Consider the following 14,982-nt stretch of genomic DNA (forward strand, 5'->3'; position numbering starts at 1 on the left):
TATTAAGAGTTATTTGAGAACATGTTAAAGGATTGGGTATGAAAGTATTAATTATTGGTAATGGTGGTCGTGAGCATGCTTTAGCATGGAAAGCGGCACAGTCACCCTTGGTAACAAAAGTTTTTGTCGCACCGGGTAATGCAGGTACAGCACTTGAGCCTAATTTAGAAAATATTAATATTAAAGCAAATGATATTAGTGGATTACTTAATTTTGCCCAGCAACAGCAAATTGATCTAACCATAGTAGGGCCAGAAGTCCCATTGGTTCTTGGCGTGGTTGATAGTTTTCAAAAAGCCGGATTAAAAATTTTTGGACCAACTAAATCGGCAGCTCAGCTAGAAGGCTCTAAAGCTTTTACGAAAGATTTTTTAGCACGTCATCACATACCAACTGCTGAATATCAAAATTTTACTGAAATTGATCCTGCTCTTGCCTATATCCGTGACAAAGGCGCCCCAATTGTGATTAAAGCCGACGGGTTGGCGGCTGGTAAAGGGGTTATTGTTGCCATGACCCTTGAAGAAGCGGAAGATGCCGTACGTGACATGCTAGCGGGTAATGCATTTGGTGATGCCGGTCATCGAGTAGTGATTGAAGAGTTTTTAGAGGGTGAAGAAGCCAGTTTTATTGTCATGGTTGACGGCAAGCATGTCGAGCCAATGGCAACAAGCCAAGATCATAAGCGAGTCGGTGACGGTGATACGGGTCTAAATACTGGTGGTATGGGCGCTTACTCTCCAGCGCCTGTTGTGACAGATGAAGTATTTACTAAAGTCATGGAACAAATTATCTATCCAACTGTAAATGGCATGGCTCAAGAAGGCAATGTTTATGTTGGCTTTTTGTATGCAGGCTTAATGATTGATAAACAGGGTAATCCAAAAGTGATTGAATTTAATTGCCGTTTTGGTGATCCCGAAACCCAACCCATTATGATGCGCATGCAGTCAGACTTGATTGAACTCTGTTTGGCGGCGATAAATGGTAAATTAAATACAGTTAAATCCAATTGGGATCGAAGACCTGCATTAGGCGTGGTTATGGCTGCTGGTGGTTACCCGGGTGAATATAACACCCAAGATACAATCATTGGTTTACCTAACGAATCGACACCTGATTGTAAAGTGTTCCATGCGGGTACCAGTTTTGAAAAAGGGCATGTGTTAACCAATGGTGGTCGTGTGCTTTGTGTTACCGCTTTAGGAAATACGGTGTTGGAAGCTCAACAACGTGCTTATCAACAAGTTGATAAAATCCATTGGCATGGCTGTTTTTATCGTCATGATATAGGTTATCGAGCCATTGAGCGAGAAAATAACACTAAATAGATGGGTAAACAATAACTTGATTTATATCGGTTTTTTACCGGCTTAAAAGTGCCGAATTATATTCGTTTATGGTTTTAATCATTCATATTTTTTATGATATGACTCAATCAACATGAATTACGGTTGTACAATGAAAAATTATGATTAATAACATTAGGCAGTTTACTAATAATAGCTTGTGAAAAACCGTCTTATCAAAAAATCGTCCAACTCACTTATGATGAGTTTAACCCAACGGGTCACAAAGCTTTCTGTATGAAAGCGGATAACATTTCCTCATCAATGTACTCCAATACGATAAAGCACTTAGAAAATGGGGGCAGCGGATGAAACATATAAAGCTGCTAAGAATCGTTGACAAAAAATAATCAATTTCAAGAATATTAAAAAATATAATTAATCATTCAATTTTGTTTAGCAAGGTAAATTATATCGATAAAGATTCGTCGTCAAAAGCAATGTTTATTTTAAGTTACATGACTCTATGTTATGCTACCGACTATATATGATCACTGGATATTGCATATGATAAACGATCCATTTTATGAACGAGAAGCGAAAAAGTATGACTCTCCAATAGCTAGCCGCGAATTAATATTAGATTACCTAACCAAAGAAGCCAAGCCTGCTAATTTAGAAAAAATTGCCCAAGCAGTCTCTATTAAAAATCAAGAACAAAAAGAAGCGCTACATCGCCGCTTGCGTGCAATGGAACGAGACGGTCAAGTTGTATTTACGCGCCGTAAATGTTATGCACTTCCCGAAAAATTAGATATGGTCAAAGGTAAGGTGATTGCACACCGTGATGGTTTTGGTTTTTTACGTGTTGAAGGAAAACCCGAAGATTATTTCTTATCGCCGGAACAGATGAAAAAAGTCTTACAAGGCGATGTGATTTTAGCTCAGCCTCTTGGCAATCAATATCGAGGGAAAACAGAAGCACGAGTTGTTCGGATACTTGAACCACGAACCAATCAAATAGTTGGACGTTATTTTATTGAACAAGGCGTTGGGTTTGTGGTGCCCGATGACAGCCGTTTAAATTTTGATATTTTAATTGCAGGCAAACCCGATCGCACCGTTCGTATGGGGGCAGTGGTTGTTGTCGAGTTACAACAACGTCCGGAGCGTGGTAAAAAAGCTGTCGGAATAATAAAAGAAGTGCTGGGTGAAATCATGGGAACAAATTTAGCAATCGATATTGCATTGCGAAATCATGAAATCCCCTATGAGTTACCTAAAGCGGTAGTAAAGGAGGTTAATAAATTTAAGGATCAGGTGCCGGAAAGTGCCAAAAAAGGTCGGCAGGATCTGAGAAATTTACCTTTAGTTACCATAGACGGCGAGGACGCTCGTGATTTTGATGATGCAGTATATTGTCAAAAAAATCGTGGTGGCGGGTATCGCTTGTGGGTGGCGATAGCTGATGTGAGTTATTACGTCAGACCAGGCAAAGCTATCGATAAAGAAGCGTGTTTGCGTGGTACATCTGTTTATTTTCCTTCTCGTGTTGTCCCTATGTTGCCGGAGGAGTTATCTAATGGACTTTGTTCATTAAATCCTCAAGTTGATCGGTTATGTTTAGTTTGTGAAATGACGGTATCAAATAGAGGGCGTTTGACGAGCTACCAATTTTATGAAGCGGTGATGAATTCACATGCACGATTAACTTACACAAAAGTAGCTAAAATATTAGAAGGCGATACTGAGTTACGCCAACATTACCAAGATTTAGTCCCTCATCTGGAAAATCTAAATGGCTTATATAAGGTATTAGATAAGGCAAGAATTGCACGTGGAGCAATCGGTTTTGAATCACAGGAACCAAAATTTATATTTAATGCAGATAAAAGAATCGAGAGTATTGAATTTGCTGAGCGCAATGATGCGCATAAGATCATTGAAGAGTGTATGATTTTAGCGAATGTCGCGGCTGCAAAATTTGTGATTAGTGCTCAAGTTCCGGCTCTGTTTCGTGTTCATGACCGGCCAGATGAAGACCGAATAAACAACTTACGCAGTATTTTAAGTGAGCTGGGTCTAAGCCTTAATGGTGGCGCAACACCAACACCGAAAGATATTGCTCAGTTAATGGTTGCTGTCGAAGCAAGGCCGGATCACGAAATGTTACAAACGGTTATTTTACGGTCAATGAAACAAGCAATTTATGATCCTGAGAATCGTGGACATTTTGGCTTAGCGCTACAAGAGTATGCCCATTTTACTTCACCAATTCGTCGCTATCCTGATTTATTATTACATCGTACAATCAAATGGATTTTGGCAAATGAAAAACACAAAACCAGTAAAACTGGTGGGCATTGTTACACTACCAGTGAAATGCTCTATTTTGGTGAACACTGTTCGATGACTGAGCGACGAGCAGATGAAGCCGTTCGAGATGTAGTTGATTGGTTAAAATGTGATTATATGCAAGATCATGTTGGTGAGGTATTTAACGGTACCATTTCCAGTGTGGTGAATTTTGGTTTCTTTGTTCGTCTTGATGATTTATTCATTGACGGGCTTGTGCATGTTTCTTCCTTAGAAAATGATTACTATTTTTATGATGCAGCCCGAAATCGGTTAATCGGCGAAAATACCCGTTTTAGTTATCGTTTAGGCGATAAGGTACAAGTCAAAGTCGATAATGTGAATCCTGAAGAGCGCAAAATTGATTTTTCTTTGGTTGGCAGTAATAATAAGCCAAAACGTCAAGGCAAAACGGCTAAAGATAAATCCAAACAAACTGACAAAAGCAAGGACATTGATTTACCGGTAAAACGCAAAAGTAAAAAAGCGAGTACTAAAAAAACGAGTACCAAAAATAGTGCCGGCGAAGCAAAGAAAATCAATAGTAAAGCTAAAAATAAAAAACGGACTAAGTCAAAATCGAGTATCAAAAAACAAAAGAGTAAAAAATAGATGAGTGAAACAGTATATGGTATCCATGCCATTGAAGCATTATTAACACGAGCACCAGAAAGAATTATTGAAGTATATATTACTAAAGGGCGTGATGATAAACGCTTAAATGGGTTGGTACACGAGTTGGAACAGCTCGGTTTGACTATTAAAATCGCCAATCGCCAATGGTTAGATGAAAAATCGAACAATGGTGTGCATCAAGGAATTTTGGCAATGGTTAAACCGAGCCGCCGTTATCAAGAAAATGATATTCCTTTACTTATGGATAAGCAGCCTAATGCGGTAATTCTAATTTTAGATGGCGTAACTGATCCACATAATCTAGGTGCTTGTATTCGTACAGCTGATGCTGCTGGTGTTGATTTTATTATTGTACCGAAAGATCGTTCTGCGCCACTGAATTCTACCGCTCAAAAAGTTGCCTGTGGCGCTGCGGAAAGTGTTCCGGTGGTACGAGTCACCAACTTAGCCCGCACTATGCGTATGTTACAAGATGAATATCAAGTATGGATAGTTGGAACGGCCGGTGAAGCGCAAAGCACGCTATACCAAACAGACTTTTTTAAAAATGCAACTTCACTCGCTTTAGTTATGGGGGCAGAAGGTGAAGGTATGCGTCGCTTAACTAAAGAGCATTGTGATGAGTTAGTGAGTATTCCAATGGCTGGCATTGTGTCATCGCTTAATGTGTCAGTTGCAACAGGTGTTTGCTTATTTGAGATTGTTCGCCAGAAAAACCGCTAACAAGGAAGGTTATATGCTAGGATTGCTTAAAAAATTATTCATACGGAAAAAAGTTCAGCCCTTAACCGGGCGTGATCTTAACGGGCGTAATAATGTAGGTTATCCTACTATGCAGATTTCTCGTGAGATTGATAAGTTAGTTAAACCGAAATTTAAATCAATTAAGCCCGTTATTGATATGTATAAAGATACCCTGTTTTTTAAATGGATACCGAGTGTAATTAACGATAAATTATCTGATGAACAATTAGCACAACTGTCCGGGCGAAATTTACAAATGGTTTATCTGTTACTATTCCGCGATATGCTTCGCTATCTTGCTGAATTTGTAAAAATTAGAAACGTTCCTGATAACTGGCCAGACCTTTTTGCCCAAGAAGTTCTTAATTGCTGCAATATGCTAAGTGATGAAGATGATAAAGATGTTGCCAAAAAACAGGCACTATTTTCCTGCCCTTAGCGATACTCAATTGATAACCCTATTGATGAAAATAATCATGAAAATACTATCATTCCAAATTGGACAGAGCCGTTAGCTGAATTAATTATGCTGCCACCGGATATGATTTATAAATGTCATCGTTCATTATTGGTTGCTATTAAGCGTCGCAAAAAGCGCTAACGTTAGAGGTTGATTGGGTTGAAGCCACAAGATCGATGCACTTAATCAATTTCGTTAGCGTAATTTACTCCCTCCCGAAATAACATCATTTATTACCAACAATTTTGCAATTTATCTTTGCAAAAATACCAACTAGGTAAGCAAATTCATCTCACTTATACTTAAATTAAGAAGTAAATAGGTGAGAAGTTTATGCGAAGTAGAACCATTGAATTATTTAAAAAATTCATTTCAGTCGACTACCCATTAACCATTGAAATGCTTACAGAAGAGTTTCAAATTAGCGCTCGAACTATTCGTAATGAAATTCAAGAAATTAATGAGTTCTTATCCCAAAGACATTTCACTTTAATCACCACTGTGCGTAATAAAGGATTTATTATCCATGCCGATCAAGATCAAAAACAGCTTATTCAACATGCATTACTTGGCTTGCCCACATCAGCCGTTTTGAGCAAAGATGAGCGCCAGTTTGATTTGTTATTGTCAATTGCTTTTGCTAAAACACCTGTTATTTTAAGTCATAAAGAAGCGGTCTATTTTGTTTCAAAAAGTGTGTTAGATGAAGATATTCGTAAAATCAGAGCACGATTAAAAAAATATGATATTGAATTAATTAGCCAACCTAAACAAGGGATGCAATTTGTCGGATTAGAGCGCTCGATTCGTTTAATGATGTATGAAGCTATTAACCAATTTGCCGCAAATTTAGAGCTAGATAAGCCTCTACATGAACTCAGTTCGATACAACAACATTTGTTTAATTATATTCCTCAATTATTGATTGATAACTTATTGCAGTTAGCGCACCGAACTATCAGTCAGATACATGATGAAATTTATGTTCAACAAATTGTTATTTTTACCGCTATTTGGATTGTTCGTAATCAGCATCAACATCATCTGACAATGGTCAGATCTGATTTTAATAATAACGAACAGGGACAAATAGCTAACTTTATTCATTTGGTGTGCAAGCATTTCGCATTGCAGGTAAATTGGCAAGAGCGCCAATATATCATTTACATGCTGGAGGCATTTAATACTAAGGATATTAATAACTATGTCGAATGGCTCAATGCACAGTTATTAGCGATTAAATTGGTTAATTATGTTGAAGATAAAACGCAAATCCCATTTTCGACCAAACAAGAACAGTTATATGAAAACCTTTGCAAGCACTTAGCCGGGTTGATTGCCAGAGTGAGTAATAATATTCACATTATTAATCCATTGCTTGATAGCATTAAACAAAATTATGGTGAAATTCATGCAGCTATTACCACTTTTATGCATGAGCTTGAAACAAAACTTAGCCATAAGATTTCTGATGATGAAATCGCTTTTTTGACAATTCATTTTTCAACCTTTGCCAGCGCCATTAATCAAGATCGCAGTTACTATTTTAAAGCTGTGGTGTTGTGTTGTCATGGTATAGCAACTTCTAATCTACTTGCACAGACACTCAAAGAGTTTTTTAGTATAGATGTTTTAGCGATTTTGGGTCGCAATGATTTAAATTTATTGGATCAGCTTGATTTTGATTTAATATTTTCTACTTTCCCTTTGCAGCATTTTGCTCATCCGGTTTTAGTGTTAGAACCCATATTAAAAGAAAAAAATCATCCAATCATTAAAGACTTTTTAACTAAACATCGTGCTAATCGGCGTATCAATCACCTAACAGATGCAACGGATCTGTTCTATTCACTTGTTAATTTAATTAAAGAAAGTGGCGGTATTGTGTCCGAGCCTATCTATAACCAACTTGAAAAGTGTTTAGCGCTTAATAATCTTAAAATCAATAAAAGGAAAATCCAGCCTATGTTGAAAGATATTCTTACTGATGATGACATTTTATTACATCAAGACTGCCATGATTGGCGAAAGGCTATCCAAATCGCTGCTGAACCACTATTAAACAAACAGTTTATTTTACCTTCTTACGTCGATGCCATGATCACATCGGTTGAACAGTATGGCCCTTATATTGTGATTGGTAAAAATTTAGCCCTAGCGCATGCTCGCCCTGAAGACGGGGTAAACCAATTAGGTCTGAGCGTAGTGACGATGCGTCAACCGGTTGATTTTGGTAATGATGATATGGGGCCAGTGAAAATTATATTTTGTTTAGCCGCTATCGATTCGTTTTCTCATCTCAACATTATGCGCAGTTTGATTGAATTAATTAATGATGAACAAAAACTGGAGCACTTAACCAAATGTCAAAGCATAACGCAATTTAAGTCAATTTTATTTAATGAAGCAAAATCGGATTGAATAGTTAAATCCGAAGGAGAATACAACATGAGTAATTTAACCATTTTATTTGTATGTGGTGCAGGGTTAGGCAGTAGTTTTGCTGCACAAATGGCAACCGAAGATGTATTAAAAGCAAAAGGTATCGAAGCCAAGTTAGATCACACCGATATTTCATCTGCGGCCTCAACCAAGGCCGATATTATCATCACAGCTGAAAATTTCCGCCCTCAGTTTGCTAAATTCAATATCAGTGAACAAACCGCAGTGGTTTATCTTAAAAATATAGTATCAAAAGCGGAAATTGATGAGAAGTTAAGTCCAGTATTGCAACAAAAGGGATTGCTTTAAATCCACAAAAAGGAGACTACCATGAATGTGATTAACTTTATTATCGACAATATTTTAACTCAAGCTTCGATAACCATTAGCTTAATTGCTATGTTTGGGTTGATTTTGCAACGTAAATCCGTTGGACAAATTATTTCCGGCTCACTGAAAACCTTATTGGGTTTTCAAGTACTCAATGCCGGATCCAGTATCATTGTGGGAAGTTTGACCTATTTTGGGCATATTTTTACCGCTGGCTTTGATATGCAAGGCATCATTCCCTCGATTGAAGCAATTAACGGGCAAGCAATGAATCAGTTAGGATTAGGTCGTGATATTGCTCTAACGTTTTTGATGATCTTTATCTTCAATATTCTTATTGCTCGTTTTACCCGTTGGAAATTCATTTTTTTAACTGGGCAGGCCATTTTATGGATGGCAACAATGACAACGGTATTTGGTAGTTTTGCCGGACTGTCCGGAATAACACTAATTTTGGTTGGCGGGTTTATTGGTGCACTTTTTGCTGTATTTATGCCGGCCATTGCCCAACCCATTATTCGTAAAGTGACCGGATCCAATGACATTGCATTAGGGCACTTTTGTACAATCGGATATTTATTCGAGGCTGGCGTAGCTTATCTGGTAGGGGAGCGAGGTGAAAACAAGCGTTCTATTGAAGATATGAAGTTGCCTAAATCATTTGAATTTTTGCAAGATACTTATTTATCCGTCATGGTGGTTATGATCCCGCTTTATATTATTACCGCTCTTTTCGCTGGTGAAGCGTATGCTTCAACCTTATCCGGTAGTCAAAATTACGTCATTTACGCCTTTACCCAAGCGATAATTTTTGTCGTCGGAACCTATGTATTACTTGCCGGTGTGAGGTTATTACTCGGTGAAATTGTTCCGGCATTTAGAGGTATCGCAATGAAAGTTGTACCGAATGCAATTCCGGCGCTTGATTGCCCGGTATTTTTCCCTTATAGCCCAAATGCGGTGATTTTAGGTTTTATTACCACATCTATAGGTACCGTAATTGCCATGTTAACGCTACCTGCCTTTGGTCTGGCGATGATTTTACCGGGAATGTTAACCAACTTTTTTGCCGGCGGTACGGCAGGGATCTTTGGTAATGCAGTTGGTGGTCGCCGTGGTGCGCTTATCGGCGGTATTGCGCATGGGATATTTATTACTTTGCTGCCTGCTTTACTTGTCACTATCTTTAATCAAATGGGGTTTATCAATGCAACGGCAACCGATGTCGATACCGTCACCGTGGCACTGCTTTATGCATGGATATTAAGCCCGATATTGAAGCACTTTTAGTTTAGGAGTTTGACATGTTTAACTTTTTTAAAAAAAAGGCGCCTAAAACAAATCTCGCTCCCGATTCAGAGGTTAAAAGCAGTCTGACAGCACAGCAAATTGAACAGATTGAGCTAGAGATTAACCCATTATTGGAGCAGATCGAAAAGACCGATGATTTGCTGATATTAGCTTCATCATGTGAACAAATCGGCTTGCTTTATCATCAATTAAATCATATTGATTTGGCTATTGAGTATTTAGAAAAGAGCCAACAGCATAAGAAATCAATTGGCGAGGGTTATAAAACATTAATGAATTTGTATAACGCTAAGCGAGCTTATGCCGCTCAGCATGGCTCATTGGCTGATATCGATATTTGGATGAACAAAATGGATGCTATGCGCAATATTGCTAAACAGATGACTATTCAACGAGATTAAAGGAAATAATTATGTACACCACACTTAAAGATGTAACTTTATTAGCCCAAAAATTAAATTTCACTGTTGGTGCGTTTAATACGCATAATTTAGAAATGTTACCTGCGATGTTACGGGCGGCAAAAGAGGTTGGCGCGCCAATTATCATCCAAACAAGCGTTGATACCGCAAGGTATATTGGCTTTAAAGTTTTAGTCAATGCCGTAAAAGCTATTGCCGATGAAGAGATAGTCGATGCGGTATTACACCTCGATCATGCTAAAAATTTTGATGATATAAAGCAGGCGATTGATAGCGGATTTACTTCGGTCATGTTTGACGGATCTTCACTACCATTTAAAGAAAACATTTTAAAAACTCGTGCAGTGGTGGAATATGCCCATGCTCATGGCGTATCAGTTGAAGGAGAATTAGGGACAATCGGCGGAACAGAGGAAGGCGTTCATGTTGATGCTAACGATAAAGTTTATACCAAACCTGAAGATGCACTGGCATTTGTAAAAGCAACGGGGATTGATGCTTTAGCCATTGCTATAGGTACCAATCATGGGCAATTTAAGTCAAAAACAGAGGTAAATATACCGTTATTGAAAGAAATTCATGCTAGGGTTGATATTCCTTTGGTCATTCACGGCGGAACAGGAGTCAAAGAGGAGGACTATCCGGAACTGATTAATAACGGTATACGTAAATTTAATGTTGGCACAGAGTTATTAGTTAACTGGACACAAGTTGCAAAAGATAAATTTTCCCAGACTGAAATTAATCAATCATTACGCCATAATATTATTCCAGCTAATGAGGCGGTTAAAGAGATAGTGAAGCATAAAATGCGTTTATTTCTCAATACCAATAATTGTGTAAACTAAGTGAGCGTGAGTATGCGTAAATATTTAATTTTACTCGCTGGCTGCCCTTGTACAGGAAAGACTTATCTGGTTAATAAATTGCAACAACAATTTAAAGATAGTTTCGTGATAACACCCGATGAGGCGAAAGTTTTATATGCTGACTCTGTCGGTTTTAATTCGAAAGCCGAAAAGCAGGCACTTGAGCACAAAGTTTGGCATTTTTATTATGCTGTTTTACAACTGTATATGGATGCCGGTAAACGCATTATTATTTCTGAATACCCCTTTAGTGATAAGCAAAAAAAGCGACTGAGTGAGTTGGCGCAAAAGTATCATTATCAAGTCATCACAATCCGCCTAATTGCTGATTTTGATGTGTTATGGCAACGTCGCTATCAACGAGACCGCTCGCCGGAACGGCATTTGAGTCATATTATGCAGCACTATCACTATGGCGATAAACTTGAAGATCGTAGTTTGGCCGACGATTTAGTCACTAAATCACAATTTTATCAAATCTGTCAAACTAGACAGTACGACGAGTTTGCTTTGGGGCAGTTGATCGAAGTGGATGTTACCCATTTTAATCAAGTTGATTATTCGGGTTTATTGGCAAAACTGAAACAAATCATTAAACAATAGCTTCATCAGATAATCAATGCCGATTAACGTTAATCGGCATTATATTTAGGGTGACAAAGCAAATGGATCAGATTTGATTGTAGGAATAGGCAATTATGGATCAATAGTGAAATAGGTTAGTTTTATTTTTCGTTTATCTTCTCAATAACATTTTAAATACAAAAAATTCTTTCAATATAGCAATTAAAGATTTTGATAAGCCATTTCTAATCAATCAAGTTCAATGAGCTAAATCATGAAAAGACTGCTATTTATTTTTATCGTTTTTATGTTTGTGGTAAATGCTAAGCCTCATTTGGATCATGAAAATTATGGCAAGTGGGTGATGTTGACCGAGTTAAATAATAAAAATGTGATTTATGAGCCTTGTTATTCCGGTAATCGGTTTATCAATTATCAAAAAGGTAAACTGGATGATTATACCGGGCAAGAAATGATTTCATGTGAGATAAAATCGAGCTACTTTAAAGACGGCAAATATTTTATCGATTTAGAACCAAAATGTAGCTACTCTGATAGCATAAGTTATGAAGTTAAGGATGAAAATACTTTAATTTGGCATTTATACCATTCATTTTCTCTTGTAATGACTAATCAGCCCGATAAGTTTGACAAGGTCTATGAAACATGTGAGGAGATACAGTAAAGGTATTAACATTTATCTCTATCAAGACAAAGGCCAATGCCGACACAATGGTGTCGGCACTATTATTTGGCTTTTTAGCTTTTGATTAGATCAACTTCAACACCTAACCCTTTTGCCACACCTGAACCATAATCGGGATGTACTTTATAGAAATGTTTAAGCTGTCTAATTTGAATATCACGATCGACGTTTTTCATTGAAGTGACAATATTATCAATAAGCAGTTGTTTTTGATCCGGACGCATCAAATTAAATAATGCACGTGGGTGGGAGTAGTAATCACCGTCAACACGATGATCGTGTCTATCCATTGTACCAGCAGGGACATGCATCGGTGGCTCAGCATACTGCGGTTGTTGTTTAGGTGCGCTATCAACACTATTTGGTTCATAGTTTGGTGCATTATCCGGCGTATAAAAGCGCATAGCTCCGTCACGTTGATAATTGTGTACCGGACATTTAGGTGCATTGATTGGTAATTGTTGGTAGTTTGTACCAATACGATAACGGTGCGCATCGGCATAAGCAAAAACCCGCCCTTGTAACATTTTATCCGGTGATAAGCCGGTACCGGGTACGAGATTACTTGGTTCAAATGCGGCTTGTTCTACTTCAGCAAAATAGTTTTCCGGATTACGATTAAGCTCCATAACACCGACTTCAATAAGTGGAAACTGTTTTTGCGACCAAACTTTAGTGACATCAAATGGGTTTTCCGGGTGGTTATTCGCTTGCTCTTCACTCATCACTTGTATATAAAGTCGCCATTTAGGATAGTTACCTTGTTCAATGGCATTAAAGAGATCTTCTTGTGCTGAATCAGGATTGCTACCGTCGAGTTCTGCGGCTTTTTTAGGATGAATATTTTTAATACCTTGTTCCGTTCTAAAATGCCATTTTACCCAAGTTCGTACATTGTCTTTGTTGATTAAACTATAAGTATGGCTACCAAAACCATGCATATGCCGAAACCCGTCCGGAATGCCTCGGTCAGAAAATAGAATCGTTACCTGATGAAGTGATTCTGGCGATAAAGAAAAAAAGTCCCACATCATTTGCGGATCTTTTAAGTTGGTCTTAGGATCGCGTTTTTGCGTATGAATAAAGTCCGGGAATTTGAGTGCATCACGAATAAAAAATACTGGCGTGTTATTACCGACGATATCCCAGTTACCTTGATCTGTGTAAAATTTTACTGAAAATCCACGAGGATCACGTGCTGTGTCTGATGAACCACGTTCACCGCCAACAGTTGAAAATCGAGCAAAAACGGGAGTTTGTTTGCCTACTTTGGCAAAAATACTGGCATAGGTATATTGAGTAATATCATTGGTGACGGTGAATGTTCCATGAGCACCGGAGCCTTTGGCATGCACTCGTCTTTCAGGAATATTTTCACGGTTAAACTGAGCGAGTTTTTCGATCAATTGATAGTCGTCAATCAATACGGGTCCACGAGGGCCTGCAGTGCGAGAGTTTTGATTGTCGGCAATAGGGGCACCATTATTGGTGGTGAGTTCTTTTTTTTCTGACATTGCAACACTCCTTCTGGTTATTAGATCGTACCTTTATAGTTAAAGAGTTGTGACTGATTTTATTGAAAAATTAATTTATTAAGGAATAAGATAAAGACGGTGATGCGTGTAAAAAAAGATATTGCTCGATTTATTATATAACTAAATTGGCTTTTAATTGTAGAAAAAACAAATTAATTATTTTTTAATCTCGCTATGAGCGGTAATGAATATGAGAATGACTCATTAACTAGATTAAGCATAAATGATTTCCGGTAATTGAACATCCCAATGCTGATTATCAACATGATCAATTTTTTGGCAGGCAAATGCCAAACCGATAGGATAAATTTGCTGTTGTTGGTAATTTTCAAGCAAACGATCATAATAGCCACCCCCCATACCGATACGAAATCCTCGGTCGTCAAATGCTACCAGTGGTGTAAAAATAACATCAAGCTGTGGGGAGGGTAAAACGTTTGATACATTTAAGGCAGGTTGTAAAATGCCATATTGATTTTGGCTAAGTGGCGTATCGGGCGTAAACTTCAAAAATAATAAATGGTAAGGCACAAAAGGGTGAATTACTGGCAAGTAGACCGATTTATTTTGTTGCCATAAATATTCAATAATCGGTTTGGTGTCAACTTCGCCATCAAACGACAGAAAGATACCGATATTTCGAGCTGTTTTAATTACATCATGATTAGCAATTTTCTGATAAATCGCTTGCTGAGCAAGTTGGCGTTCATGGTTAGACAATTGGCGTCTTTTTTGACGGATGAACTGACGAATATTCATGATTAATCTTCAGCAACGTAAGGGGTAAAACACTCCAAGATGTCGTTAAGGTTGTAACCCTTGAACCCAAGGTTCAAGGTGAACAATATGTTTTAATTTTTAGGTTTCCTTATAAATAAGGCATACACACCAATTAAAAATCACACCGTTCTAAAATAAAGAATATCGGCTCAGGGGACTAACCCTTCTCGCGAACATCTCAGAGATGGTTAACATAATACAAAATTTAGAAAATCATACAATAGTATTTGTGTTAAATTTACAAATTATTTGGTTAGATGTTGGTATTAAGAGCTGAATCAAGCAATTGTTGTAACATTTTTAAACGATTACTAAATTCATTGCTTTTTTGTTTTTCTTTAGTCAATTCATAAGAAATATTGAGTGCTGCAGTCATGATAAGTTGATCGCTACCAATCTGGGGCGATTTTTCTCGTAAATTTGTTAATCGGGTTTCAAGATCTTGAGCGGCACTTTTTAATGCGTCAACTTCATCTACCGGACAGTTAAACTTTAAAGTTCGTCCAAAAATTTGAATCGTGACAGCTTGAGTTTCCATA

14 protein-coding genes and 1 other RNA gene are annotated in these 14,982 nt (G+C 37.7%); 11 read left to right on the forward strand and 4 right to left on the reverse strand.

The window, feature by feature from the left end; all coding sequences use genetic code 11:
* Window positions 1-38 precede the first annotated feature (38 nt).
* The 11 genes from purD (at window position 39) to J3U42_RS01840 (ending at window position 12,107) form a co-directional block, all read left to right on the forward strand.
* A complete protein-coding gene (purD, locus tag J3U42_RS01790) occupies window positions 39-1,331 on the forward strand; it encodes a phosphoribosylamine--glycine ligase (RefSeq protein ID WP_267335179.1) in 1,293 nt (430 codons plus the stop codon).
* A gap of 525 nt (window positions 1,332-1,856) precedes the next feature.
* A complete protein-coding gene (gene rnr, locus J3U42_RS01795; protein WP_267335181.1) occupies window positions 1,857-4,256 on the forward strand; it encodes a ribonuclease R in 2,400 nt (799 codons plus the stop codon).
* Window positions 4,257-5,003, forward strand: coding sequence for a 23S rRNA (guanosine(2251)-2'-O)-methyltransferase RlmB (rlmB, locus tag J3U42_RS01800; protein WP_220217839.1), 747 nt, complete (start codon window positions 4,257-4,259; stop codon window positions 5,001-5,003).
* Window positions 5,004-5,016: 13 nt separating this feature from the next.
* Complete coding sequence (locus J3U42_RS01805) at window positions 5,017-5,463, forward strand: hypothetical protein (protein WP_267335183.1); 447 nt, start codon at window positions 5,017-5,019, stop codon at window positions 5,461-5,463.
* 354 nt (window positions 5,464-5,817) lie between these two features.
* Window positions 5,818-7,905: a BglG family transcription antiterminator gene (locus J3U42_RS01810; RefSeq protein ID WP_267335185.1), complete on the forward strand. Its 2,088-nt coding sequence runs from the start codon at window positions 5,818-5,820 to the stop codon at window positions 7,903-7,905.
* Between the two features lie 27 nt (window positions 7,906-7,932).
* On the forward strand, window positions 7,933-8,235 hold the full coding sequence (locus J3U42_RS01815; RefSeq protein WP_220217836.1) for a PTS sugar transporter subunit IIB: 303 nt from the start codon (window positions 7,933-7,935) through the stop codon (window positions 8,233-8,235).
* A 21-nt stretch (window positions 8,236-8,256) separates the two neighbouring features.
* On the forward strand, window positions 8,257-9,546 hold the full coding sequence (locus J3U42_RS01820) for a PTS sugar transporter subunit IIC (protein ID WP_267335186.1): 1,290 nt from the start codon (window positions 8,257-8,259) through the stop codon (window positions 9,544-9,546).
* Between the two features lie 14 nt (window positions 9,547-9,560).
* Window positions 9,561-9,968, forward strand: coding sequence for a hypothetical protein (locus J3U42_RS01825; protein WP_267335187.1), 408 nt, complete (start codon window positions 9,561-9,563; stop codon window positions 9,966-9,968).
* Between the two features lie 11 nt (window positions 9,969-9,979).
* Complete coding sequence (locus tag J3U42_RS01830; protein WP_267335188.1) at window positions 9,980-10,837, forward strand: class II fructose-bisphosphate aldolase; 858 nt, start codon at window positions 9,980-9,982, stop codon at window positions 10,835-10,837.
* A 12-nt stretch (window positions 10,838-10,849) separates the two neighbouring features.
* Window positions 10,850-11,461 carry an AAA family ATPase gene (locus tag J3U42_RS01835; protein ID WP_267335189.1) on the forward strand — a complete coding sequence of 204 codons (612 nt, stop codon included), beginning with the start codon at window positions 10,850-10,852 and terminating at the stop codon, window positions 11,459-11,461.
* Window positions 11,462-11,696: 235 nt separating this feature from the next.
* Complete coding sequence (locus J3U42_RS01840; protein WP_267335191.1) at window positions 11,697-12,107, forward strand: hypothetical protein; 411 nt, start codon at window positions 11,697-11,699, stop codon at window positions 12,105-12,107.
* A gap of 74 nt (window positions 12,108-12,181) precedes the next feature.
* Here J3U42_RS01840 and J3U42_RS01845 read toward each other — a convergent pair whose 3' ends face one another.
* From J3U42_RS01845 to zapA, 4 genes are all read right to left on the reverse strand, one after another.
* On the reverse strand, window positions 12,182-13,642 hold the full coding sequence (locus J3U42_RS01845; RefSeq protein WP_267335193.1) for a catalase: 1,461 nt from the start codon (window positions 13,640-13,642) through the stop codon (window positions 12,182-12,184).
* Between the two features lie 234 nt (window positions 13,643-13,876).
* Entirely contained in the window at window positions 13,877-14,422 is a 546-nt protein-coding gene (locus J3U42_RS01850) for a 5-formyltetrahydrofolate cyclo-ligase (protein ID WP_267329777.1), read from the reverse strand.
* A gap of 28 nt (window positions 14,423-14,450) precedes the next feature.
* A non-coding RNA gene (gene ssrS / locus J3U42_RS01855) (6S RNA) lies at window positions 14,451-14,631 on the reverse strand.
* A 65-nt stretch (window positions 14,632-14,696) separates the two neighbouring features.
* On the reverse strand, window positions 14,697-14,981 hold the full coding sequence (gene zapA / locus J3U42_RS01860) for a cell division protein ZapA (protein WP_267335195.1): 285 nt from the start codon (window positions 14,979-14,981) through the stop codon (window positions 14,697-14,699).
* Window position 14,982 lies beyond the last annotated feature (1 nt).

Origin of the sequence: Gilliamella sp. B2923 (assembly GCF_026536565.1) — a bacterium.
Taxonomy (GTDB): Bacteria; Pseudomonadota; Gammaproteobacteria; order Enterobacterales; family Orbaceae; genus Gilliamella.